Origin of the sequence: Kitasatospora sp. NPDC059803 (genome assembly GCF_042732255.1) — a bacterium.
In the GTDB taxonomy this organism is placed as follows: domain Bacteria; phylum Actinomycetota; class Actinomycetes; order Streptomycetales; family Streptomycetaceae; genus Kitasatospora.
The window spans coordinates 1-23,473 of the sequence record NZ_JBHWIJ010000084.1 but is presented as its reverse complement, the minus strand read 5'-3'; the positions used below and the strand labels follow the sequence as shown (position 1 = coordinate 23,473).

At 74.7% G+C, this 23,473-nt stretch carries 23 protein-coding genes; 14 read left to right on the top strand and 9 right to left on the bottom strand.

The genetic code is table 11. The annotated features are described in order from the left end of the window. Positions 1 to 75 precede the first annotated feature (75 nt). Both ACFV6I_RS16245 and ACFV6I_RS16240 read left to right on the top strand, forming a co-directional pair. The gene (locus ACFV6I_RS16245) at positions 76 to 1,365 is read left to right on the top strand and encodes an alpha/beta hydrolase family protein (protein ID WP_380425811.1); all 1,290 of its coding nucleotides are present in this window, start codon (positions 76 to 78) and stop codon (positions 1,363 to 1,365) included. 227 nt (positions 1,366 to 1,592) lie between these two features. Further along, positions 1,593 to 2,621, top strand: coding sequence for a YncE family protein (locus ACFV6I_RS16240; protein WP_380425809.1), 1,029 nt, complete (start codon positions 1,593 to 1,595; stop codon positions 2,619 to 2,621). Between the two features lie 186 nt (positions 2,622 to 2,807). Here ACFV6I_RS16240 and ACFV6I_RS16235 read toward each other — a convergent pair whose 3' ends face one another. The 3 genes from ACFV6I_RS16235 to ACFV6I_RS16225 all read right to left on the bottom strand — a co-directional run bounded on the left by ACFV6I_RS16235 (position 2,808) and on the right by ACFV6I_RS16225 (position 5,373). Further along, complete coding sequence (locus ACFV6I_RS16235; RefSeq protein WP_380425807.1) at positions 2,808 to 3,779, bottom strand: NADPH:quinone oxidoreductase family protein; 972 nt, start codon at positions 3,777 to 3,779, stop codon at positions 2,808 to 2,810. Then, entirely contained in the window at positions 3,776 to 4,534 is a 759-nt protein-coding gene (locus ACFV6I_RS16230; protein WP_380425817.1) for an SDR family oxidoreductase, read from the bottom strand. Before ACFV6I_RS16230 ends, ACFV6I_RS16235 begins: the two co-directional genes overlap by 4 nt. A gap of 80 nt (positions 4,535 to 4,614) precedes the next feature. After that, entirely contained in the window at positions 4,615 to 5,373 is a 759-nt protein-coding gene (locus ACFV6I_RS16225; RefSeq protein ID WP_063346131.1) for an SDR family oxidoreductase, read from the bottom strand. A gap of 207 nt (positions 5,374 to 5,580) precedes the next feature. Here ACFV6I_RS16225 and ACFV6I_RS16220 point away from each other — a divergent pair, with 207 nt between their 5' ends. The 5 genes from ACFV6I_RS16220 to ACFV6I_RS16200 all read left to right on the top strand — a co-directional run bounded on the left by ACFV6I_RS16220 (position 5,581) and on the right by ACFV6I_RS16200 (position 12,007). Continuing rightward, complete coding sequence (locus tag ACFV6I_RS16220; RefSeq protein ID WP_380371475.1) at positions 5,581 to 6,210, top strand: TetR/AcrR family transcriptional regulator; 630 nt, start codon at positions 5,581 to 5,583, stop codon at positions 6,208 to 6,210. A 65-nt stretch (positions 6,211 to 6,275) separates the two neighbouring features. Continuing rightward, the gene (locus ACFV6I_RS16215) at positions 6,276 to 6,905 is read left to right on the top strand and encodes a maleylpyruvate isomerase N-terminal domain-containing protein (protein WP_380425805.1); all 630 of its coding nucleotides are present in this window, start codon (positions 6,276 to 6,278) and stop codon (positions 6,903 to 6,905) included. 234 nt (positions 6,906 to 7,139) lie between these two features. Beyond that, entirely contained in the window at positions 7,140 to 7,730 is a 591-nt protein-coding gene (locus ACFV6I_RS16210; protein ID WP_380425803.1) for a GNAT family N-acetyltransferase, read from the top strand. Between the two features lie 199 nt (positions 7,731 to 7,929). Next, positions 7,930 to 9,657, top strand: a complete 1,728-nt coding sequence (locus ACFV6I_RS16205) for a cellulose synthase catalytic subunit (RefSeq protein ID WP_363373247.1) — start codon at positions 7,930 to 7,932, stop codon at positions 9,655 to 9,657. A gap of 202 nt (positions 9,658 to 9,859) precedes the next feature. Next, complete coding sequence (locus tag ACFV6I_RS16200) at positions 9,860 to 12,007, top strand: acyltransferase family protein (RefSeq protein ID WP_380425801.1); 2,148 nt, start codon at positions 9,860 to 9,862, stop codon at positions 12,005 to 12,007. A 178-nt stretch (positions 12,008 to 12,185) separates the two neighbouring features. On the opposite strand, the gene ACFV6I_RS16195 is transcribed toward ACFV6I_RS16200, so the two are convergent. Next, entirely contained in the window at positions 12,186 to 12,689 is a 504-nt protein-coding gene (locus ACFV6I_RS16195; RefSeq protein WP_380425797.1) for a hypothetical protein, read from the bottom strand. A 273-nt stretch (positions 12,690 to 12,962) separates the two neighbouring features. Here ACFV6I_RS16195 and ACFV6I_RS16190 point away from each other — a divergent pair, with 273 nt between their 5' ends. From ACFV6I_RS16190 to ACFV6I_RS16180, 3 genes are read left to right on the top strand one after another with little or no spacing between them, the layout of a single operon-like run. Next, positions 12,963 to 13,193 (top strand): hypothetical protein, encoded by a 231-nt coding sequence (locus ACFV6I_RS16190; protein ID WP_063350865.1) that lies wholly within the window; start codon positions 12,963 to 12,965, stop codon positions 13,191 to 13,193. Between the two features lie 25 nt (positions 13,194 to 13,218). Next, positions 13,219 to 13,725, top strand: a complete 507-nt coding sequence (locus ACFV6I_RS16185) for a hypothetical protein (RefSeq protein ID WP_159398314.1) — start codon at positions 13,219 to 13,221, stop codon at positions 13,723 to 13,725. After that, positions 13,722 to 14,435, top strand: a complete 714-nt coding sequence (locus ACFV6I_RS16180) for a class I SAM-dependent methyltransferase (protein WP_380425795.1) — start codon at positions 13,722 to 13,724, stop codon at positions 14,433 to 14,435. The genes ACFV6I_RS16185 and ACFV6I_RS16180 overlap by 4 nt, the downstream gene beginning before the upstream one ends. Before the next feature lie 43 nt (positions 14,436 to 14,478). On the opposite strand, the gene ACFV6I_RS16175 is transcribed toward ACFV6I_RS16180, so the two are convergent. The 4 genes from ACFV6I_RS16175 to ACFV6I_RS16160 all read right to left on the bottom strand — a co-directional run bounded on the left by ACFV6I_RS16175 (position 14,479) and on the right by ACFV6I_RS16160 (position 18,084). Continuing rightward, a complete protein-coding gene (locus ACFV6I_RS16175; RefSeq protein WP_380371456.1) occupies positions 14,479 to 14,952 on the bottom strand; it encodes a MarR family winged helix-turn-helix transcriptional regulator in 474 nt (157 codons plus the stop codon). 120 nt (positions 14,953 to 15,072) lie between these two features. Beyond that, the gene (locus ACFV6I_RS16170) at positions 15,073 to 16,197 is read right to left on the bottom strand and encodes an SDR family oxidoreductase (RefSeq protein ID WP_380425793.1); all 1,125 of its coding nucleotides are present in this window, start codon (positions 16,195 to 16,197) and stop codon (positions 15,073 to 15,075) included. A 166-nt stretch (positions 16,198 to 16,363) separates the two neighbouring features. Further along, positions 16,364 to 16,957, bottom strand: a complete 594-nt coding sequence (locus ACFV6I_RS16165) for a TetR/AcrR family transcriptional regulator (RefSeq protein WP_380371452.1) — start codon at positions 16,955 to 16,957, stop codon at positions 16,364 to 16,366. Positions 16,958 to 17,148: 191 nt separating this feature from the next. Continuing rightward, the gene (locus tag ACFV6I_RS16160; protein WP_380425791.1) at positions 17,149 to 18,084 is read right to left on the bottom strand and encodes an aldo/keto reductase; all 936 of its coding nucleotides are present in this window, start codon (positions 18,082 to 18,084) and stop codon (positions 17,149 to 17,151) included. Between the two features lie 260 nt (positions 18,085 to 18,344). Here ACFV6I_RS16160 and ACFV6I_RS16155 point away from each other — a divergent pair, with 260 nt between their 5' ends. The 3 genes from ACFV6I_RS16155 to ACFV6I_RS16145 all read left to right on the top strand — a co-directional run bounded on the left by ACFV6I_RS16155 (position 18,345) and on the right by ACFV6I_RS16145 (position 21,274). Next, positions 18,345 to 19,067 carry a rhomboid family intramembrane serine protease gene (locus tag ACFV6I_RS16155; protein WP_380425789.1) on the top strand — a complete coding sequence of 241 codons (723 nt, stop codon included), beginning with the start codon at positions 18,345 to 18,347 and terminating at the stop codon, positions 19,065 to 19,067. A 100-nt stretch (positions 19,068 to 19,167) separates the two neighbouring features. Further along, positions 19,168 to 20,136: a D-2-hydroxyacid dehydrogenase family protein gene (locus ACFV6I_RS16150; protein WP_063346119.1), complete on the top strand. Its 969-nt coding sequence runs from the start codon at positions 19,168 to 19,170 to the stop codon at positions 20,134 to 20,136. 109 nt (positions 20,137 to 20,245) lie between these two features. After that, positions 20,246 to 21,274 (top strand): hypothetical protein, encoded by a 1,029-nt coding sequence (locus ACFV6I_RS16145; protein WP_380425787.1) that lies wholly within the window; start codon positions 20,246 to 20,248, stop codon positions 21,272 to 21,274. A gap of 80 nt (positions 21,275 to 21,354) precedes the next feature. Here ACFV6I_RS16145 and ACFV6I_RS16140 read toward each other — a convergent pair whose 3' ends face one another. After that, the gene (locus tag ACFV6I_RS16140; RefSeq protein WP_107452801.1) at positions 21,355 to 22,950 is read right to left on the bottom strand and encodes a M4 family metallopeptidase; all 1,596 of its coding nucleotides are present in this window, start codon (positions 22,948 to 22,950) and stop codon (positions 21,355 to 21,357) included. Positions 22,951 to 23,159: 209 nt separating this feature from the next. Between ACFV6I_RS16140 and ACFV6I_RS16135 the strand changes: the two genes are divergently transcribed. Further along, positions 23,160 to 23,471, top strand: a complete 312-nt coding sequence (locus ACFV6I_RS16135) for a hypothetical protein (protein ID WP_380425785.1) — start codon at positions 23,160 to 23,162, stop codon at positions 23,469 to 23,471. Positions 23,472 to 23,473: the final 2 nt, after the last annotated feature.

Sequence of the window (23,473 nt, the reverse complement as noted above, 5' to 3'; positions counted from 1 at the left end):
TGATCAGCAGGCCAGCAGGCCAGCAGGTCAGCAGCCTTGTGGGCTGGCAGATCAACGGGGACGAGGAGAGACATCATGGGCGGGCGGGGACGGGCCGTGGCGGCGGTACTTCTGGCGGCGACGGCGGTGCTCGGAGTGGCCGGCGCCCCCGGGGCGGTGGCGGCAGCACCGGCGCCGGGGGCGGACGGCGGTGGCGAGCGCCAGGCCCGGGCCTGGCTGCCGGAGCCCACCGGGCCGTACCCGATCGGCACCACCACGCTGCACCTGACCGACACCGGGCGGGAGGACCCCTGGAAGCCCGGGCAGCGCCGCGAGCTGATGATCAGCCTCTGGTACCCGACCGCCCGCCCGGCCACCGGCGCCGACCGCGCCCGCTACATGGATCCCGCCGCCGGCGAACACTTCGGCACCGAGGGCAGCATCGGCCAGGCGAACCACGGCGCCACACCCGGCCGCACAGACTGGGCCGGCATCCGCACCCACGCCCGACCGGACGCCCCCGCCCTGCCCGGCGGCCCGCGCCCGGTGGTGCTGTACTCGGCCGGCCTCGGCGACCCGCGCACCTGGGGCACCGGCCTGGTCGAGGACCTGGCCTCGCGCGGCTACGTCGTGGTGACGCTGGACCACACCTACGAGGCCTCCGAAGTCGCCTTCCCCGACGGGAACCTGGCCACCTCCTTGTTCCCCGCGCTGGTCGGACAGCCCGGCCTGGACATCGGCGCGGTGCTGCGCAAGTCGATGCAGACCAGGGTGGACGACACCCGCTTCGTACTGGACGAACTCGGCGGCCTGCGCCTGGACCCACGGCTGCCGGTCGGCCTCGCCGCCTCGCTGGACCTCGACCGGATCGGCATGGTCGGCCACTCGGCGGGCGGCTTCACCGCCCTCCAGACCATGCACGACGACCCGCGCATCGCGGCCGGAGTCAACCTGGACGGCCAACTGCACTTCCCCGGGCCGGACGGCCACACCGGGGTGGACCTGCCCAGCGTCGCCCAGGACGGCCTGGACCGCCCGTTCCTGCTGATGGGCACCCGCAACGAGGACTCCGGGGACTACCACCGGCAGCCCGGCTGGGACGCCCTCTGGCAGCACAGCACCGGCTGGCACGCCGACGTCACGCTGAACGGCTCCCGGCACGGCTCCTACACCGACGCGCAGTCCCTGCTGCCCCAGCTCGCCCGGCAGGGCGCGATCACCCCGGAGCGGCTCAGCGCCGACGTCGGCGACATCCGCCCCGACCGGGCGGTGCTCGCCACCCGCTCCTACGTCGCGTCCTTCCTCGACCGCTGGCTGCGCGGACACGACGACCACCTGCTGGACGGGCCCTCGGCGCGCTTCCCGGAGATGGTGTACGAGCGTTAGGCGTACTGACCGCCGGGGAGCGAAGACGAACAGTCGGGAAACTCGCACCCTCCCTCAAGCTCCCGCAATAACCTGTCCGGCATCAGTCCGAGTTGGAGAGGAACGCCATGAACTCACTTGCTGTATACGGACGTTGTGGAGCATCGCTGGCCGCCTGCGTGCTGCTCCTGGCCTCTGGCGGCGGGACCGCCGTCGCCGCCGACAGGGCGCCGGCAGTGGCGGGGGCAGTGGCAGTGGCGGGGGTGGTCACCGTCCCGGTCGGGACCCTGGTCTCCGGGATGGCGGTCAGCCCGGCCGGGGACAAGGTCTACGTCACGGCCGACGGCGCGCTCAAGACCGTCGACACCGGGACGGACACCGTCACCGCGCAGATCCCGCTGGCCAACGCCGAGAGCGACTACCACCAGACCGTGATCAGCCCTGACGGCAGGCGCGTGTACGTCGTGAGCGGTCTCGTCATGAACGTGGTCGACACCACGACCGGCACCCTCCTCGCCGCCGCACCGCTGCCGCCGCAGAACAAGCCCGCCGCCTGGCTCACCGGCCGTACGCACGACATCGCGCTCAGCGCCGACGGCGCGACGGTCTACGTCACCCAGGCCGGCGCGACGGGCTACAACGTGCCGCCGATCCCCCCGCCCGGGGTGCCCGCCGAGACTCCCGGACGAGTGCTGACCTTCTCGACCGCGCAGAACGCGTTCACCGGCGAGGTCGCGCTGCCCGGCAGTTACGCGCAGTCGATCGCCCTGCGGCCCGGCGGTCGCGACGCCTACGTCGCCGCCGGGTCCGGGCTGGTGCACCTCGACATCTCGGGCGCCCCCGGGGCCGCGCCGACCGTGGTCGGCTCGGTGTCGAACCTCCGGCAGGCGATCCGTCAGGCGGCGTTCACCCCCGACGGCACCCACCTGTTCGCCGTCGCCGACAGCGCCGCCAACCAGGTCTTCCCCGTCGACCCCGCCACCGACGCCGCGCAGGCACCCGTCACGCTCGCGCCGGTCGCCTCCGCCGGACTCACCGGTGTCTCCGTCAGCCCGAACGGGACCCGTCTGCGCACCGTTCGGTATGACCGCGATCCGCGGGCGGTCGCGCTGGTGGCCTTCGACGCCGCCACCTACGCTCCGGTGCCGACCGAGACGGTCCCCTTCACCCTGGACAGCGTCAGCGACACGGCGGTGAGCGCCGACAGCAGCACCGTCTACGCGTTCGGCTGGCGCAACGCCACCCGCGACACCGCCCTCCAGATCGTCCCCCCGTGACGGGACCCCCCCGCTGCCGGGGGGGGCAGCGCCGCCCTCCTGACGAGTACGGACGGAGGGCGGGAACGCGCAGGGCCCTACGGCGGCCTGCGCGTTCCGCGCAGTGCCGGGGCCCTGCCGGCCTTGGCTCCGCCCGGCCCAGGAACACGAGTCCGCCCGCCGCAGCACCTGAACCGCCGCCGGTCGTCAGTCCCCCAGGACGGCGATCCGGCCGGTGCTGCGCCCGGCGGCGACGAGCTCGACGGCGTCGGCGGCCCCGGCGAGCGGCACCCGGGCGCTCACCAGCGGGCGGACCGCGCCCCGGTCGGCGAGCCGGGTCAGCTCGTCATGGGCGGCGCGGACGGCCTGCGGGTCGTGGGTGTTGTAGAGGCCCCAGTGCAGGCCGAGGATGGCGTAGTTCTTCACCAGCGCGTGGTTGAGCGCCGGCGCAGGGATCCGGCCGGCGGCGAAGCCGACCACCACGATCCGGCCCTCGAAGGCGACGCACTTGGTGGAGCCGGTGTAGGCGTCCCCGCCGACCGGGTCGAAGACCACGTCCGCGCCGCGCCCGCCGGTGAACTCCTTGACGGCGGCGACGAAGTCCCCGGCCGTCCGGTCCACCACCAGGTCGGCGCCGAGCGCCCGGGCCGCCTGCGCCTTGGCGGGGCCGCCGACCACGGCGACCACCCGGGCCCCGGCGGCCCGGCCCAGCTGGACCGCCGCGCTGCCCACGCCGCCCGCCGCCGCGTGCACCAGCAGCGTCTCGCCGGCCGCCAGCCGGGCCCGGCGGTGCAGGGCGAACCACGCGGTCTGGTAGCCGATGTGCAGCGCGGCCGCCTCGGCGTCGTCCAGCGCCCCGGGCGCGGGGAAGGCGGCCGCCGCGTCCAGCAGGGCGTACTCGGCGAAGGCGCCGTGCGGCAGCACCGGGTTGCCGATCAGCCGCTCGCCCCGCCGCGCGCCGTCCGCCACCTCGCCGCACAGCTCCACGCCGGGCGTGAACGGCAGCGGCGGGCGGACCTGGTACTGGCCGCGCACCATCAGCGCGTCCGGGAAGTTGACCGCGGCGGCCCGCACCCGGACCAGCAGCTGCCCCGGCCCGGCCACCGGCCGCGCCACGTCGTCGGCCAGCCGCATCACCTCGCCCGGCTCGCCGAACTGCTCCACCTGCCAGGCCCTCACAGCGCCTCGCTCCTCTCCAGCCCCTGCTGGAGCCGGTTCATCCCGTTGATCCAGCGGTCCGGTTCGGTGGCCCGGACCCGGTAGTACTCGGCGGTCTCGGGGTGCGGCAGGATCAGGAAGCGGCCCTCGCGCAGCCCGGCCAGCGCCGCCTCGGCGACGTCCTCCGGGTCCAGCGCGGTGGGTGCGAGCAGCGCCTCGCCGACCGCTCCGGTCGAGGCGAGCATGTCGGTGCGCACACCCTGCGGGCAGAGCGCGTGCACCCGGACGCCGCGGTGGCGGTACGTCGCGGAGAGCCACTCGGCGAAGGCGAGCGCGCCGTGCTTGGTGACCGCGTACGGGGCCGATCCCAACATGGTGAGCAGCCCGGCGGCGGAGACCGTGGCGAGGAAGCGGCCCCCGCCGCGCTCCAGCCAACGGGGGAGCAGCAGTTCGGCGGCCCGGACGTGGGCGAGGACGTTGACCTCCCAGGCGCTCGCCCAGGCCGCGGCGGGCGCGTCGGCCCCGCCGACCGGGGCGACGCCCGCGTTGGCGCACCACACGTCGATCTCGCCGAGCGCGGCCCGGGCCTGCCCGACCAGGGCGGCCAGCCCCTCGGGGGAGGCGGCGTCCCCGGGGGCGGCGGTGCCGCCGCAGCCCCTGGCGACGGCGTGGGCGGCCTCGGCGTCCAGGTCGTTGACCACCACCCGGGCGCCGGCCGCGGCGAAGGTCCGGGCCAGGGCGGCGCCGATACCGCGCCCGCCGCCGGTCACCACCACGCCCTGGCCGGCGAAGTCCGTCGCCGGCGCCTCCTGGTCCGCTGCGTCCGTCGCCGGTGCCTCCGGGTCCGCCGTGCCGCTCACAGGCCGCCGCCGAGGGTGACGCCGCCGTCCACGACCAGGGTCTGGCCGGTGATCCAGGCGGCGTCCGCGGAGAGCAGGAAGGCGACCGCGCCCGCGACGTCCTCGGGCACGCCGAGCCGGCCGAGCGGGTAGGCGGCGGCGACCTGCTCCTCCCGGCCCTCGTACAGGGCCTCGGCGAACCTGGTCTTGACCACGGCGGGGGCGACGGCGTTGACCCGGATGCCCTGGCCGCCCAGTTCGGCGGCGAGTTCGGTGGTGAGCCGGATCAGCGCGGCCTTGCTGACCCCGTACATGCCGATCCCGAGCGAGGAGCGGATGCCCGCGACGGAGGCCACGTTGACCACCGAGCCGCCGTGCTCGCCCATCCAGGCGGCGTGCGCGCGGCGGGTCCAGGCCAGCGGGGCCAGCACGTTGACGGCGAGGATCTTGGCGGCGGCGGCCTCGTCGGCGTCGAGGACCGGGCCGTAGAGGGGGTTGATGCCGGTGTTGTTGACCAGGTGGTCGAGCCGGCCGAAGGCCTCCAGGGTGCGGGCGACGGCCTCCTCCTGGTGGACCGGGTCGTCGGTCCTGCCGGCGACGGCGATGGCGTTCTCCGGCCCGCCCAGGTCGTGGACGGCCTCGGCGAGCGGCTCGGGGTTGCGGGCGGTCAGGCAGACCTTGGCGCCGCGGGCGACCAGCTCGCGTGCGATGCCGAGGCCGATGCCCCGGCTCGATCCGGTGACGACGGCCACCCGGCCCTTGAAGGAGTACGCCACGGAGGGTCCTGCCTTTCGCGCGGAACGTTCGACGGGGGTGCCGGGTGGGCGCAGGCGCCGGTTCGGCGGGGATGCCCGGTCGGCGGGTGTGCCGGTCCACCGGCTGACTAAGCGCTTGCTCAGCATGATGTCGGTGCGGGAGCCTGTCAACAGTCCGTCGACCGGGCGGCGGGAATGTGTGTACGAGTTCTCTGGGAGGATGGCGCCATGACCAGCACGCCCATCGCCGACCTCTGGCGCACCCTGCCCGGCGGCGCCGACTCCCGCCCCGAGGCGGCGTACCGGCTGCTCCAGGCGGCCGTCGAATCCTTCGCGGAGCGCGGTTTCCACGCCACCACCACCCGGGACATCGCCACCGCCGCCGGGATGAGCCCGGCGGCGCTGTACATCCACTACCAGTCCAAGGCCGCGCTGCTGGCCGAGATCAGCCAGGCCGGGCACGCGGCCACGCTGGAACTGGTCCGGGCGGCGGCGGCCGGTGAGGGCGGCCCGGTGGACCGGATGCGCCGGCTGGTCGAGGAGTTCACCACCTGGCACGCCCGGGCCCGCACGGTCGGCCGGGTGGTCAACTACGAGCTGCACGCGCTGCCCGAGGACGCCTACGCGGTGGTCGCGGCGCTGCGGCTGGACATCGAGCGCGAGGTCAGCGCGCTGATCGAGGCGGGCGTGGCGGCCGGCGCCTTCCAGGTGTCCGAAGTCCGGACGGCGGCCCGCGCGGTCACCTCGCTGGGCATCGACGTCTCCCGCTGGTTCACCGACCGCTCCACCGAGACGCCTGATGAACTCGGCCGCCGCTACGGCGAGTTGGTGCTGCGGATGCTCGGCGCCCGGGTCTGATCCGCCGGTCCGCCCGGCGACCGGTAAGGTGACAACTCAGTTGCCATGTGCTCCGAGGAGGACCGATGACGCGTCAGACCGGTGAGGTGCCCGCCCTGTTGGCCGAAGCCTGGGTCTCCTGGGCGGAACGCGGCGCGGCCCTGGACGATGCGTCGTGGGGGCTCGCCACCCGGCTGCCCGGCTGGACCGTCCGGGATCTGTACGCCCACGTGGCGCCGGTGCCGGAGATGTTCGCCGGGCTGCGCGGGGCCCTGGTGGACGGCCCGGCCGAGGTGACCACCGGGGTCGGCATCCTGCAGGCCTACAACCGGCCGGGCGGGATCGCGCACACCGCCGCCGGGCAGGTCGCCGAGGCGGCGAAGCAGACCGCCGCGGCTGCCGAACCGGCCGTGCTGGTCGCCCGCTTCGGGGCCGAGGGCCCGGCGGCCCTGGCCGGCATCGCCGACCTGCCGCCCACCGCCGCGGTGGCCCACCCGCTGCTCGGCTCGGTGACGGTCGGCGCGCTCGGCGAGGTGGCGCTGATGGAGGCGACCGTCCACCTGCTCGACCTGATCGCGACGATCGGCGGCCCGTTGCCGTCCGACGGCGCCCTGCACTTCACCCGCACCCTGCTCGCCGAGGTCGCCGACCCGGCGGCCTTCATCGAGGCGGCAGCCGGTCGCGGCACCACGCCGGTCCTGCCCGTCATCCGCTGACACCGGGGCGCGGCGCGTAGGCCGCGACGGCGGAGCCGGGCTCGGGGTGGACGGCGGCCGGGCCCGCGCTCCCGCCGGGCGGGCCCGCGGGGGCCGTCGCCGCAGGTCCTGCGGCTCGGGGCCGGTTCGCGGGCTGTGGCACGATGCCCGCAGGCCGGTCACCAGGGACGGCCCGCGCCACGCCGCAGGCACGAGCGGCGGGCGGTTCCACCGCACGCAGAATGAGGACCCGCCATGTCCGAGACCATCCCCAGCCACGCCCGGCCCACCGGGCAGCCCGCCTTCCGCCCCGCCACGCTCGCCGACGTACCGGCGCTGGTCGAACTGGTCGAGTCCGCCTACCGCGGCGACGCCAGCCGGGCCGGCTGGACCACCGAGGCGGACCTGCTGGAGGGCCAGCGCACCGACGCCGAGGGCGTCGCCGCGGTCATCGGCCGCTCCGACGGGGTGCTGCTGGTCGCCGAGCGGGACGGCCAGCTGGTCGCCTGCTGCCAGCTGGAGCACCGCGGGGACCGTGCGTACTTCGGCATGTTCTCGGTGCGCCCCGGGCTCCAGGGCGGCGGCCTCGGCCGGGCCGTGCTCACCGAGGCCGAGCGGCTGGCCGGCGAGGAGTGGGGTGTGGGCGAGCTGGAGATGACCGTGATCGAGCAGCGCGCCGACCTGATCGCGTGGTACGAGCGGCGCGGCTTCCGCCGGACCGGGGTCTTCACGCCGTTCCCGTACGGCGACGAGCGTTTCGGCGTCCCGCTGCGCCCTGACCTGCGGTTCGAGAAGCTGACGAAGGTGCTGACGAAGGCGCTGAAGGAGTCGCTGGGGGAGGCCTGACCGCAGGGGCGCGGGCCGGCGCTGCTCGGGGTCGAATCCATGATCGCTTGACGGTTCGTCGGTACGTGATGACATGTCAAGTCATTGACCAGGGGCGATGCGGAGATGTCATACCTCGTTCATGATTGGTCTAGGCCAATGTGAGAGGCTGAGGGCGAACGGCCACGTTCCGTCCCATGCCCAGGGGGGCCACTTCCGCATGCCCGTACTCCATGGCACCGCCATGCCCGCGCCCGTCCCCGGCCCGCGCCGGATCCCCGCGGACCCCGACCTCCGCCTGCCCAGCCCGCCCGACGACGAGGAGCTCTACTGGTACTTCGGCCCGCAGCGCCGCTGGGTGCTGCTCTGCGCCACCCTCTCCTACGCGGGAGCCACCGCCACCCTCGGCCTGTTCGCCCTCAGTCGGCCGTTGCTCTGGCCCTTCCTGGTGCTCACCGTGCTCAACGCGGCCACCTGGCTGCTCTCGCTCACCGACGGCCAGCGCGCCCGCCGCTACACCCGCGACTCGCACGATCTGCTGATGCGCGCCTGGCAGCCCGCCCGCCACCCGAGCGTCGACCTGCTGCTGCCGACCGCCGGCGAGCCGCTGGCCGTCCTGGAGAACGCCTACCGCCACACCGTCGCCGTCCAGTGGGCCGGCGCGCTGACCGTCATCGTCCTCGACGACGCCGCCCGCCCCGAGGTGCGCGAACTCGCCGAGTCCTACGGCTTCCAGTACCGGGCCCGCCCCGACCGCGGCCGGTTCAAGAAGGCCGGCAACCTCAACCACGGCCTGGCCGAGGGCAACGGCGAGATCGTCGCCGTCCTGGACGCCGACTTCTGCCCCCGCCCCGACTTCCTGCACCACCTGGTGCCCTACCTCGACAACCCCGAGGTCGGCATCGTGCAGAGCCCGCAGTGCTTCGACACGGACGCCGACATGTCCTGGCTCGAACGCGCCGCGGGAGCCACCCAGGAGATCTTCTACCGCTGGATCCAGCCCTCCCGGGACGCGCAGGACGGCACCGTCTGCTGCGGCACCAACGCCCTCTACCGCCGCGCCGCACTCATGCGCGTCGGAGGCTTCGCCGAGATCGACCACAGCGAGGACCTCTACACCGGCCTCTCGCTCGCCCGCGCCGGGTGGACCACCCGGTACGTGCCCGCCCTGGTCGCCAAGGGCATGTCGCCCACCGGCCTGCCCGCCTTCATCAGCCAGCAGTACCGCTGGTGCCTCGGCTCCCTGGCGCTCGTCCGCGACCCGGACTTCCGCCGCGGACCGCTCCCTCGCTCCGCCCGGCTCTGCTTCTGGAACGGCATCCTCGGCTACGTCACCAGCGCGGTGAACGTCTTCGCGGTCCCGCTGCCCGCCCTGATCATGCTGTTCTTCGCCCCCGGTGAGATTCAGCCGTGGCAGGTGCTGCCGTTCCTGCCGCCGATCTGGGTCTCGCTTGTCCTGCTGCCCGCGATGTCCCGCACCCGCTGGCGCTTCGAGGTCACCCGGGTCCAACTCCTCGGCGGGCTCTGCCACGTGGTCGCCATCGCGCACGCGCTGCGCCGCCGCAGTGCCGACTGGGTGCCCACCGGCGCCGTGTCGGGCGGCAGTTCACTGGCCAAGGCGGTCGCCCGGATCGGCGTCGGCTGGCTGGGGTTCGTCGTCCTCGCGGGCATCGCCGGACTCGTGCGCGCGGCCATGCTGTACGGCTGGCAGCCCTTCTGGGCGCTCACCGCGCTGCTCGCGCTCACCGCGTACACCATGATCCCGCTGATCCGGTCCCTGTGGCCGCTCCTGCGCGGTGGCAACGGGGCCGCCGTCGGAGAGGTCGCCCCGCCCGTGCGGCGCCGGTCCGACCTGGGCTTCGGCCACGCGGAGGCCGTCGCCGTCACCGCCGTGCTGCTGCTCTGCGGACTGCTGGCCTCCGGCTGGGCCGACCCGCTGATCTTCTGACGCTCCGTCAACTTCGCTCCGTCAACTTCATGAGCTCCACCAATTCCTGACGTCAAAGTCGATGTCTGACGACCCATCAACTTCGTTCGGATCCACCGCGTTTCCCAGCGCGTCGCCCCACCGGCGCGGATGCGCCGCCCGGCCGCCCCATCGGCCCGGCGGTCCCGACCACCCGCTGCCTGCCCCTGCGAGGAGCACCGCCGTGTCAACGGCCGTACCACCACCGTCGTCGTCCACGTCCTCCCCTGCCGCCACCGCCTCGGCCGAACTGCTGCCCGGCGTCGTCCGAATGGACCGGCAGGCCGCGCCCGAGCGGCGCCCCTCCGCAGAAGCCGTCGCACCGCCGCAGGCCCAGCGGCGCACCGGCTTCCGCCCCGACATCGAGGGCCTGCGCGGCGTCGCCGTCCTCTCCGTCCTCGCCTACCACGCCGCCGTTCCCGGCTTCGCGGGCGGCTACGTCGGCGTCGACGTCTTCTTCGTCATCTCCGGCTTCCTCATCACCGGACTGCTGCTCGGCCGCCCGATCGGCCTGTGGGACTTCGCCGCCCGCCGCGCCCGCCGCATCCTGCCCGCCGCCGCCACCGTCCTGGTCGCCACCGCCGTCGCCGGCGGCGCGCTGCTCGACCCGCTGCGCGGCACCGACCTCGCCCGCGACCTGATCGCCTCCGCCGGACAGGTCGTCAACTGGCGCTTCGTCGGCCAGCAGACCGACTACCTGGCCGCCGAACACGCCCCGAGCCCGCTCCAGCACTTCTGGTCGCTCGGCGTGGAGAACCAGTTCTACCTGCTGTGGGGCGTTCTGCTGCTCGGCCTCGCCCGCTTCCTGCACGGCCGCCGCCGCACCGTCGCGATCACCCTGGCCACCACGGCCATCGGCGCGGTCTCGCTGCTGCTGTGCGTCCGGTGGACGGCGACCTCGGCGCCGCTCGCCTACTTCTCCACCGGCAGCCGGCTCTGGGAGTTCGCGGCCGGCGCGTGCGCTGCGCTGCTCGGCGGCGCCCTGGCCGGCCGTGTGCAGCGGCGCGGGACGGCCTGGTCGCTGCGACTGCTCGGCTGGGCCGGCGCCGCCGCCGTCCTCGCGTCGATCCTGCTCTACGACCGGAACACCCCCTTCCCCGGCACCGCCGCGCTGGTGCCCGTCCTCGGCGCCGCCGCCGTCCTGCTCGCCGGCCCCGCCCACCGCGCGCTCGGCGCCACCGACGCCGGACGCCTCCTCGACAACCGGCCGCTGCGCGCCGCCGGTCGCCTGTCGTACGCCTGGTACCTCTGGCACTGGCCGGTGCTGACCATCGCCCAGGCCCGCTACGGCGCCCTGCCCTGGACCACCCTGGCCGCCCTCGCCGCAGCCAGCGCGCTGCCCGCCTGGCTCACCATGCGGCTCGTCGAGCAGCCGCTGCGGTACGGCAGCAGCCCGGCGCCGCGCCGGGGCCTCGCGGTCGGCGCCAGCGCGCTCGTCATCCCGCTGATCGCCGCACTCACCCTCGGCGGCGGCACGGTCCGCGCCCTCGGCGGCACCGCCGACACCCCCGCCGCAGCCCCGGCCGGGGCCCCGACCGGCCCCACCCTGCTCGCCCCCGGTGCGCGGGTGCTCGGCCTGACCCCCTCGCTGGCCCGCGCCCGGGAGGACTTCCCGCCCGGCAAGGGCTGCGAGATCCCGCTGAACGCCGACAGCAGCCCGCGCTGCCTGTTCGGCGCCGAGGACAGCCCCGACCGGATCGTGCTGCTCGGCGACTCGCACGCCGGCCAGTGGATATCGTCCGCACTCGCGATGGCCGAGCAGCGGCACTGGGCCCTGGAGGTCCTGGTCAAGCCCGGCTGCCCGCTCGCCACCCTCACCGTGCGCAACAACGTCCTCGGCCGCACCTTCGAGGAGTGCGACCGCTGGCGCGAGAACACCCTCACCCGGCTCACCTCCGGGCCCAGGCCGCGCCTCGTCCTGATGGCCGGCCTCAACAGGTACGGCAGCCAGGAGGAACGCACCCAGGGCTGGACCCGCACCCTGGACCGCCTCGCCGCCGTCGGCGCCCCGCTCGCCTACCTCGGCGACACCCCGATGCCCGGCAAGGACATCCCGACCTGCCTCGCCGCCTCCGACGGCCGCTCGGACGCCTGCTTCTTCCCGCGCGACACCGCCTTCGAACCGGATCCGATGCTCGACGGCGGCCTCGCCGCCCGCTACGGCGTCCGCACCCTCGACCTGGGCCCGCTGCTGTGCCCCGGCAGCGGACCGGACTGCCCGGCGGTGCTGGAGGGCGTGGTGCTGTACCGCGACACCGGCCACATCACCGACACCCTGGCCCGCGTCCTGGCGCCGCGCCTGGACAAGGGAATCCTGGAGGCGGCCGGGTAGCGCGGCTCCGCCACCTGGGGCGCCCCCCCCCCGAGCTATCGGGGGGGGCGCCCCGCGGCAAACGGCACCCGGGGGGGCGGCGGGGCCGCGCGCCCCCCCCCCGGGGGCCCCCCCCCGGGATCCACCGGGGGGGGCGCCCTCGTCGTGCGGGTGCGGGTGTGGCCGCGCAGGCGTTTTCTCAGCCGTAGATGCTGTGGCAGAGGCGGGCCTGCTCCGAGCCCGCGGGCCAGCGGCCGACGCGTTCGGCCTGGTCGCAGATGCCGCCCGGGCCGAGGGTGGGTAGCGCCGCGCCGGTAGCCGGAGCCGCCGGGGTGGCGCCGGCCGGGGCGGGGGCGCCGTGGGTCGACGGCGAGGGGCGCGCGGTGCGGCCGGGCTTCGGGTGCGCGGTCGCCGCGTGCTGGGCGTCGGCCGGCTCGTCCTCGTTCGGCGCGGCCGCCGCCGTGGCCGTGGCCAGGGCCGGGGCCGGTCGGGCGCGCTCCGGCGTGGGCGGCGGGAGCGGGGACGGCGCGGGTGTGGTGGGGAGCGGCGAGAACGCGGGCGGGTCCGGCGCCGTCGGGTCGGACGCGGAGGGGGAGGTGTGTGGCAGGGCCACCACGTCCAGTTCGTCTCCCGTCCCCGGCCCGCACATCGCCAGGACGGCGGCGAGGACGGAGACTGTCCCGATGGTCGCGGCGGCCCACACCTTCCGCGACCGCCGCGACGCCGGTGCGGGCGGCCGAACGGGGGCCGGCGCGAACGCGGTGGGTACCGGGGGTGGCTGCCAAGCGTCCTGCGGCCACTGCCACTGTCCTCCGGTGGACTGCCCAGTCATGTTGTCGTCCTTCCAGCGCCGAACCCCCCGTCGAATCCCCCGCCATGCCTTCCCCGTGCTCAACGAGCGCGCCGACGCCGGGACATGACCCGGAAGAGGGGTCTGGAGGGGCGCCGATTGCCGCCGCGCCACATGCTGGGGGGCATGGAGACCAACAGCACGTCCAAGCACCTGGTCGAGGTGGCCGACTTCCGGACCGACAGCCGCTACCGCCTGGTCCACTTCGAGGGCCACGGCTGGGAGCCGCTCGCCCCCGAGGAGTTCGAACCCCGGATCCACCAGCTCTTTCCGGACCTCGACCCGCGAGATCCGGTCCGCGTCCACTGGGCGGATCGCCCCTGGGAGTGGCCCCTCTGGCACCCCGGCGAGGCGTGAGCCGCGCTTTCGTTACGCTGTCCGGGTGAGCGTGGATCATTTCTGGCGCCGCCTGCCCGGCCAGGAGGTCGACACCTGCTCGCCGACGGAACTCGGCGAGCTCGTCCCCGACCGGCAGGACGTCCGCTACGGCCAGCTGGCCTCCGCCGGACTCCTCCTCGGCGTGCGGAGCACCGCCCGGCTGATGGAACTGGCCCTCACCGAGAACGGCCTGCACCCCGACCCGGCCGCCCGCCTGCCCGTGTACGGCGGCGAGCGCCGCGAACCGGACGCCGCGCAGACCGATCCGCTGGTGCTGAGCCCCGCGCAGGTCGCGGCCGCCTTCACCTTCCTGCGCGACTCGGCGCTCGGCGAACTCGTGCGCCAGCAGGACACCGTGCTGGCCCGGACGGTCGCGCGCCTCGGGTACCCGACGCCGTGGTCCGAGACGTGGGCGACCCGGGTGGTCGCCGACCTGCGGGAGCTGCGGGACTTCTTCGCCGACGCGGCGGCGGCCGGTGACGCGGTGGTCGTCCGGGACCGGAAGGCGTGATCGGGGTGACCGGGGCGGCGGACACGAACGGGGTGGACGAGTTGGACGAGTTGAACGGGGTGGAGCACGTGAACGGGATGGACGGGGTGGACGGGGTGGACGAGGCGGAAGGCCTGAACGGGCTTTCGAGCACTGCCGGTTACGCCGAGGCGGCGGAGGAGCTCGCCGTCCAGTACGAGAGCGTGACCTTCGCCGAGGTCCACGCGGACCTGCTGCACAGCTACCCGCCCCCGCCCGCCGCCGTCCTCGACGTGGGCGCCGGCACCGGGCGGGACGCGGCCGCCCTGGCCGCCCTCGGCCATCCGGTGGTGGCCGTCGAGCCGACCGCCGAACTCCGTTCCGTCGCCGAGCGGTTGCACGCGGGCTCCGGTGTGCGCTGGGTCGCCGACGAGCTGCCCGAGCTGCCGCAGCTGAGCGCCGGCACCGAACGCTTCGACCTCGTCCTGCTGACCGCCGTGTGGATGCATCTCGCCCCCGCCGAGCGGGCGTTGGCGATGGCCGCCCTCGGCCGGCTGCTCGCCCCGGGCGGGCGCCTCGCCCTGACCCTGCGCCACGGCCCCGTCCCGCCGGGCCGCCGGATGTTCGACGTTCCGCCCGAGGAGACCGTCGCGCTCGCCGCCGCCCAGGGCCTGCGGCTGCTCCACCGCGCCGAACGCGGCGACCTGCACGGCCGGTCCGGCGTCTGCTGGACGAGCCTGGTCTTCGGGTAGGTCGCCCTCCTGGCGTCCGGGCCGCGCTCGCGCGGTGCGGGGGTCAGTTCACGTCGACATTGTCGAAGAGTTCGAGCATCTGCGTGAGGACGTGCACGCAGGCGGTCAGGTCGGCGTCGGTCAGCTCGCCGCCGACCTGGCGGAGCAGGGCGTGCTCGCGGGCGCTCGCCGCGGAGACGGCGGCCCTGCCGTGGCCGGTCAGCCGGATCAGCGAGGATCGCTGGTGGGCGGGGTTCGGGGTGATCTCGACCAGGTCCAGGGCTGCCGCGTCGTTGACCATGCGTTGCACGAACTGCCTGCTCAGTGCCTGTGCACGGCCCATCTGAGGGACGGTCATGGGCCCGTGTTCCGCGAGCAGGAGCAGTACGGCGCGCACGCCGACGGACAGCCCCTCGATGGGAGCCGCGAGTTCCACCGTGCGGAGCACCCGTCGGTACAGCGGGCCGACCAGGTCGAACACGTCCATGAGCCGGTGGGCGAGGACGTCGGGCGGGAGCGGGGCATCGGTATCGGTCACCCCGCCATCATGACACCCGGGTTGCCAATCCCTGCCGTGGAGGAACCGCGTGGAGGGAACCGTTCGCCGCCGCCGGCTGAACCGCCCCGGCGTCCTGTGCCGGGCTCACCGGGGGGGGGGTCACCGGGGCGGGGCGCCGAAGTCCTCGGCGACCAGCCGGTCGGCCCAGTGCCGGAGGGCCGGGGCGAGGGGCGGGTGGACCAGGCCGGCGGCGGTGGCGAGGTGGTCGGCGGAGGTGGTGTCGTAGCGGTCCTCGGAGAGGAAGCCGAGGGTCTCCGGGTCGGCGCCGGTGAGGGCGCGGGGGAGGCGGCGGACGATGGCGACGGGCGCCAGGCCGCGGGGCGGGCGGACGCCGAGGTGGGCGGCGAGCAGGGCGATCAGGTCCGGGAGGACGGGGGTGGCGGGGTCGAGGACGGTGTGGGCCACCACGGCGGAGCCGTCGGGGGTGGGAGTGGCGTCGGGGGTGGCGGAGCCGTCGGGCGTGGGGGTGGCGGCGCTGTCGTGGGCGGGGACGGCGGCGAGGAAGCGGGCCAGGTGGTCGACGGTGACCACGGGCAGGAAGGTGCGGCGGGTGCCGGGCAGCAGCGGCAGGCGGCCGCGGTGGAGCTGGCGGACGAGCTGGGCCAGGCCCAGGTACTGGCCGGCCTCGCCGGTCCGCGAGTGGCCGATGACGCTGCTGGGGTTGACGGTGGTGAGCGGGACGCCGAGTCGGGGCGCGGTGACCCGGACGGCGGCGTCGCCGAGCAGCTTGGAGGCCTCGTACGCGCCGAGGCGTGCGTAGGCGGCGGTGGTGGCGCGGGGGCTGGGCGGGTACTGCGGCTGCGGATCGCGGCCGACGCGGTAGCCGGAGAGGTGGAGCAGGCGGCGCAGCCGGGGCCGGGTGGCGGACCAGTGGAGGGCGTGCAGGGCGCCGTGGACGTTGGCGGGTTCGGCCTGGGCGCGGGTGAGGCCGAACTGGTAGCGGGCGGCGAGGTTGTGGACGTCGCGGACCTCGGTGAGCCGGGCGTCGTCCTCGGGGGAGAGGCCGAGGCCGGGGCGGGTGAGGTCGGCGGCGACGGTGGTCAGCGCGGTGTCGTCGGCGCCGTGGGTGCGCAGCCAGTGGCGCAGCTCGGTGTCACGGCCGGCGCCGCGCACGGCGGCGGCCACGGGCTCGCCGCGGGTGAGGAGTTCGAGGACGAGCCAGCGGCCGAGGAAGCCGGTGGCGCCGAGGACGAGGGTGCGGGGCGGTGGCGGGAAGGACGGCATGGGGCAACTCCTGGAGCTGGAATCTGTAGACCGGTCTGCATATTTTTCGGACACGAGAAAACTCGGACACGAGAAAACCTCGGGCACAGGAGAATTCGGGCACAAGGAATCGGAAGGAGGGGCGGAGTCGCGCACCGGTCGGCGGCGGCTCCGCTTCCGCGAAGCCCTACGGGGTGCGGGCGGCCGGCTTGGCGCCGAGCAGGTGGCGGACGGCGTGCAGCGCGTGGTCCAGCGGCTCGCGGCTGCGCCGGACCGACGCGAGCAGGACCGCGCCCTCCATCAGCGCGAGTGCCTGCCCGGCCGCCGTCGCGGCCTCGGCCGGCTGGAAGCCCTCGGCCTCCAGCCGGCCGGCCAGCACGCGCTGCCAGCTCTCGTACACCTCCGCGCAGACGGCGCGCAGCGGCTCGTTGGTGCCGGCGACCTCCAGGGCGACGATCGCGATCGGGCAGCCCTTGGTGTAGTCGGAGCGCGCCAGTCGCTCGGCGAAGACCTCGGTGAGCCGCTCGGTGAGCGCTCCGCTGTCGGCGCCCTCGGCGGCCAGCGCGGCGAGCAGGTCCTCGACCTCCTGCCCGGCCTGGGCGAGGGAGGCGGCGACCAGTTGGTCCTTGCCCTCGGGGAAGTGGAAGTAGAGCGAGCCGCGCGGTGCGCCCGTCGCGGCCACGATCTGGTTGAGGCCGGTTCCGAAGTAGCCCTGTGCCTCGATCAGCGTCCGGGTACCGGCGATCAGCCGGGCCCGGGTCTCCTCACCCTTGACTCCCATGCGGAAAACAATAGACCGGTCTGCATATTCCTGTCGACGGGCCTCAGTGCTGGGCCGCGGGCGGGAAGCAGGTCGTTGTGGAGCAGCGCTCCGGGACTCCCTCGTTCGTGTCGGCGTGCGTGCTCTCGTGCTCGCCGGTGATCCTGAGCTCGTCCCGGAGCGGTGCCGCCGCGGCCCTGCCTGGTTCCGGGTCAGCCCGTGTGCGCCCCCTGAAGCAGCGCCAACTCCTCCGGGGAGAGGCGCAGGGCCCCGGCGGCGATGTTGTCCTCCAGGTGCGCCAGGTCGCCGGTGCCGGGGATGGCCAGGACGTGCGGGCCCTGGTGGAGCGTCCAGGCGAGGCGGACCTGGGCCGGGCTGACCCCGCGCGCCTGCGCCACCGCCCGGACCTGGGCCGGTTCGGCGCCGCCCGTGCCGGACTCCCGCCCGGCTCCGGCGATCGCGTAGAACGGGACGAAGGCGATGCCCTGCTCGCCGCAGAGCCGCAGCACGGCGTCCTGTTCGGGCGAGGCGCCGATGCCGTACGGGTTCTGCACGCACACGACGGGCGCGACGGCCTGCGCCTCGGCGAGCTGGTGCGGGTGGATGTTGGAGAGGCCGAGGTGGCGGATCAGCCCGGCCTGGCGCAACTCGGCGAGGGCGCCGAAGCGTTCGGCGATCGAGTCGGTGCCGACGATCCGCAGGTTCACCAGGTCGAGGTGGTCGCGGCCGAGTTGGCGCAGGTTCTGCTCGACCTGGCCGCGCAGCCGCTCCGGGGTGCGGGCGTGCTCCACCCACTCGCCGTCGAGTCCGCGGCCCGGGCCGACCTTGGTGGCGATCACCAGGTCGTCGGCGTACGGCGCGAGCGCCCGGTTGATCAGCTCGTTGGCGGAGCGCAGCGGGGAGAAGTAGAAGGCGGCGGTGTCGAGGTGGTTGACGCCCAGTTCGACGGCGCGCCGCAGTACCCGGACGGCCTGCTCGCGGTCGCGCGGTACGGCGTCGGGGACGAGCGCCCGGCCGGTCTGCGGCAGGCGCATGGTGCCGAAGCCGATCCGGTGGACGGTGCGGTCGCCGAGCGTCCAACTGCCGGAGGCGGCAGCGGTGACGGCAGCGGTGACGGAGGCGGGGGCGGGGGTGGTGCCAGAAGTCATGCCGTCATGATCGCCACTGCCCTGCCCTGACCGCCAGCGATTCGGGAATGTACGAATCCCCGCGGAATCCACGGGGGCGGAGGTGACGGCGGGCTGCTGTCCACGGGGGAGGGCGCCGTGACGGCGGACCTGTCGGGACTGTGACAACCGTCATGCCGTTTCCATGATCACCCGCCCTGGTCCGGGGCCCCGCCCGGCCGGGATGATGGGGCTCGTCGACGGGCGGGAGCGCCCGGGGTCGGGTGAACGGGGGGTCGGCGATGTCGCCGCACGAGATCGGGTTGTACGCGAGCGCTGCCGTGGTGGTCAGCGTGGGACTTCAGGCGCTGGCGCTGGCCGGCTCCGCCGCCGGCCCGGGAGCCGGCGCTCCGGCGGGCGCCGGGCCGGGCGAGGTGCTCGCCGTGGTCCGGGCCGCCCTGGCACGGCGGCCCCGGGCCACCCTCGCACTGTTCGCGCTGATGGCGGTGATGGCCGTGCTCCAGTACGCCGTGCCCACCCTGGTCGACGATCTGATGCGGCAGCCGGGTGCGCTGTCCGACGGGCAGTGGTGGCGGGCCGGGACGGCCCTGCTGGTGCAGTCCTCCGGGATCGCGCAGATCGCGATGAACCTGCCGGCCCTGCTCGTGGTCGGCGCCGTCGCCGAGTCGGTCCTCGGATGGTGGCGGACCCTGGCCGTCTTCCTCGCCAGCGGCGTCCTCGCCCACGTGGTGAGCCTGGCCGGCTGGTCGCCGCGCGGCGGCGGCGACTCCGTGGCCGTCTGCGGCCTGCTCGGCGCCCTGGCCGTCACCTGCCTGCTGCGCGGGAGCGCCCTGGGACTCACGTTCAAGGGCACCTGGTACCTGCTGCTCATCCCCGCGGCCGGCCTGTTCCTGTGCGCGCTGCGGAACAACCACGGCGCCGGCCTGGTGGCGGGCTGCCTGCTCGGTCTGGTGCTCGCCACCGGGACGAGGATCAGGCCGACCGGGCAGCCCTCCGTGGCGTGACCGGGGGCCGGTCCACCCCCGGGGGCCGATCCCGCAGACCCGCAGCTCGGACCGGGGCCTGGCACGCCGGGCGCCGACCGGCGTCTGGGAGAGTGCGGGCATGACACTTCGGACCCTTCGGTGCGCCGTCCTCGACGACTTCCAGGGCGTCGCCACCAGCATCGTCGACTGGTCCCCGGTCTCCGACCGGGTGGCGGTGACCGCCTTCTCCGAGCACTTCGGGTCGGAAGACGAACTCGCCGCCGCCCTGGCCGACTTCGACTTCGTCGTGACCCTGCGCGAGCGGGTGCCGTTCCCGGCCTCGCTGTTCGCCCGGCTGCCGAGGCTCAGGCTGCTGGTCGCCTCGGGCATGCGGAACTCGGCGATCGACTATGCGGCCGCCGAGGCGCACGGCGTGACGGTCTGCGGGACGGCCAGCTCCTCCACCCCGCCGGTCGAGCTGACCTGGGCGCTGCTGCTCGGCCTGGCCCGCGGCATCGTGCCGGAGAGCACGGCGCTGCGCGAGGGCGGCCCCTGGCAGAGCACCGTCGGCGCCGACCTGCACGGGCGGGTGCTCGGGCTGCTGGGCCTGGGGAAGATCGGCGGCCTGGTCGCCCGGGTCGGACTGGCCTTCGGCATGGACGTGCTGGCCTGGAGCCAGAACCTCACGGACGAGCGGGCCGCCGAGGTCGGCGTGCGCCGGGCCGCCGGCAAGGAGGAGCTGTTGAGCGGCGCCGACTTCGTCTCGATCCACCTCGCCCTGGGCGAGCGCACCCGGGGACTGCTGGGCGAGGCCGAACTCGCCCTGATGAAGCCCGAGGCGTACCTGGTGAACACCTCCCGGGCGGCGATCGTCGACCAGGACGCGCTGCTGGCCGCGCTCACCGGGGGCCGGATCGCGGGCGCCGCCGTGGACGTCTTCGACGTCGAGCCGCTGCCCGCCGACCACCCGCTGCGCACCGCGCCCAGGCTGCTGGCCACCCCGCACCTGGGGTACGTGTCGCGCGACAACTACCGCCGCTACTACGGCGAGGCGGTCGAGGACATCGCGGCCTACCTGGCCGGCGAGCCGATCCGCCGCCTGGGCTGACCCATGGTCTGGGCTGACCCACGGGCCGGGCTGACCCATGGGCCGGGCCCGGGCCGGCCCTCGTGGCGGCGTCCGCCCGCCGGGCGCCGCCCGGCCGCATACTGGCCGCGTGACGAGCGGAGACGGTGCCCGGGGTGCGGGCCGGCGCGGTGTGCTGAGGGCGGGTGCGGCCGCGCTGCTGCTGGGCGCGGCGGGGTGCGGGAGCGGGGCCGGGCGGCCCGCGGTGACGACGGGTCCGGCCGGTACACCGACGGAGACGTCGACGTGGACGGTGGCCCCGACGCCGACGGGGACACCGACGGTCTCCGCCCTGCCGAACCCCGCGCTCTGGCAGCCCGGCCCGTCCGAGGTGCAGCCCGACGTCAAGCGCCGCGCCGTCGAGCTGGTCGCCGCGCTCGGCGCCTGGCCGCCGGGCGGGCAGGGCGTGGAGGCGGCCCGGGCCCGGGTGGCGGCGCTCGGCCTGCCGCCCGAACTGGCGGACCGGGCCGGGCCGCTGGCCCCGACGGCCGCCGAGGCGAGCCTGGAGGTGATCGACGCCCAGTACGGCGGGATCCTCGCGGACTCGGCGAGCGTGCTGGTGGTCTGCCGGCAGTGGACCCGCCGGGCCGACGGCTCGGTCGCCGAGGGCGGCACCACGGTGGACGTCCGGCTGAGCCGGGCCGCGCCGCGCTGGACCGTCACCGGCCTGAACCCGGGGGAGCCGGGCCCGGCCGCCGCCTCACCCGCCCCGGCGGTGGCGCAGGTGCTGGCCCAGCCGAGGATCGAGCTGCCGCCCGAGGCGGCCGCCGACCTGCGCAGCGGCACCGTGCACGACAGCGTGCTGGCGGCGATGCTCCGGCTGGCCGGACCGTACACGCTGTCGGTGAGCGTGGTGCGGACCGGCCACCCGTTGGACGTCTTCGGGACGACCCGGCCCAGCGACCATCCGCTGGGCCGGGCCTTCGACGTCTGGCGGATCGACGGTCAGGCGGTGGTGGACCCGTCGACGCCCCGGCAGCTGATCGAGTCCTTCATGCGGGACGCGGCCGCCGCCGGCTCGTACAATGTGGGCGGTCCGGTGGCGATCCCGGGCGTGGGCAACCAGTTCTTCACCGACGACACCCACCACGACCACGTCCACGTGGGGTTCTCCGCCTGACCGCCTGACCGCCTGACCGCCTGACCGCCTGACCGCCTGACCGTCTGACGGCCTGACCTCCACCGCCCGGGGACGGTACGTCAGTTGACGTTGACGCCGCTCCAGGCCGCCGCGACGGCCTTGTACTCGGTGCTGTTGAGGCCGTACAGGTCCTTGGCCGCGCTCAGGGAGGCGGTGCGGGCACCCTTGTAGGTGGTGGTGGAGGTCATGTAGACGGTCAGCGCGCGGTACCAGATCTTGGCGATCTTCTGGTTGCCGATGCCGGCCACCGTGGAGTTGTTGCAGGTGGGGCTGTTGTAGGTGTAGCCGTTGATGGTCTTGCTGCCGCTGCCCTCGCTGGCCAGGTAGAACCAGTGGTTGCCGACGCCCGAGGAGTTGTGCACGTCGAGCTTGCCGACCGAGCTGCTCCAGCAGTCCGCCGACCGGCCGTCGAGCGAGGGCTTGTCGAAGCGGCGCAGCCACGGCGGGGTGGACTGGTCGCTGAACAGGTAGTCGGGGGTGTCGACCTTGTTGTTGGCGTACCACTCCACCATGGTGCCGAAGATGTCGCTGGTGGACTCGTTGAGGCCGCCGGACTCGCCGCTGTAGCGCAGGTTGGCGGTGGCGCTGGTGACGCCGTGGGTCATCTCGTGGCCCATGGTGTCGAGGTCGACCTGCTCGGGGTCGGTGGTGCCGTCGCCGTCGCCGGTCATCATGCAGAAGCAGCTGTCGGACCACTGGGCGTTGTCCCAGTTGGTGCCGACGTGGACGAAGACGGTGGCGCCCTTGCCGTCGTTCTTGATGCCGTTCCGGCCGAAGGTGTTCTTGTAGTAGTCGTACGTCCAGGCGGTGTTGGCGTGGGCGTCGACGGCGGCGGTGGAGCGGTCGGTGGAGAACTTCTTCCCGTCGCCCCAGACGTTGGTGGTGCTGGTGAACGCGGTGCCGGAGCTGGCCTTGAGCGCACTCGCCGCGACGTTGTTGGCGTCCTTGGTGACGTGGCCGCGGACCGCGTCCTTGAGGGTGTAGCCGCCGCCGCTCTGTGCGGTGGTGTCGATCGTGATGTCGCCGGTGTACTCGGAGTGGCCGGTGCCGGAGGCCTGGTGCTCGGCGTCGTAGGTCTCGATCTGCTCGCCGGTGGTGGCGTCGGTGACGACCACCTTGCCGGCCGGCTGGCCGTGCTCGCCGGTGCCCTCGACGGTGGTGCGCCAGGCGAGCCGGGGCGTGCCGTCGGCGGCCCAGACGACCAGTTCGGGCGTGCTGGTGGCGTCCTGGACGCCGGGTGCGGCCGCGAGCGCGTTGGCGGCGCCGGCCTGCGCGGGCACCTTCGGGACGGTGGACCTGACGGCGGCGTCGTGGGCGGCCGCGCGGGAGGAGTCCTTGAGCCGGCCGCGGGCGTCCTGGTGGACGACCAGGTCACCGCCGACCACCGGCAGGCCCTGGTAGGTGCGGTCGAAGCGGACGTGCTGGGTGCCGTCGGCGTCGAGGACGACGTCCTTGACGACGAGGTCCTGGCCGGCGCCGAAGCCGAACACCCCCGCGTTGTGGGTGACGTTGGCGCGGGCCTGGGATATCGCGGCGTCCCTCGTGCCGGTGGCGGCGGAGGCCGTGCCGGTGGGGACGGCGACGGCGACGAGGGCGGCGACGACCGCGATGGCTCCGGCCGCGAGGGGGCGGCGGGAGGAGGAGGTGGGGCTCACTCTGACTCCAGTCGGGGTAGCTGCAGGGAAAAGAGCTGCGACCGACATTGACGGCGATCAGTCAGGTAGAGCTAGAGGAATGGTCATATCTTTGCCAAGTTGTGTCCTGTTCAAATCAAAAGTGAGCAGAAATCAACACCCGTGCCGCATATGGCCGATCGCGTTCCGACGCATGACGCATGACCTGGCGAGGCCCTAGGCTCGCCTCCATGGACGGATGGGTGGGGGCCTGGACCGGCGGGCGGGCGGCGGTCCACGTGGGCAACGTCGCGGACTTCAACGAGCAGTTCTTCGCCCCGGGCATGGACGCCGCCCAGCGCGCCCGACGGCTGCGGCAGGCGCACCATTATGCCTGCCTGGCCACCTGCTACAGCCCCGAACCCGCGCTACTGGTGCTGCCCGCCGAGGTCGGCCCGGAGTGGACCGACTGGCTGGCCCGGGAGCTGGAGTGGGGCCCGGTCCGTGGTCACCCCGAGTCATGTCAGCGGCCTTGCTTCCGATCATCGCCGCTCCTCCTCTAGGC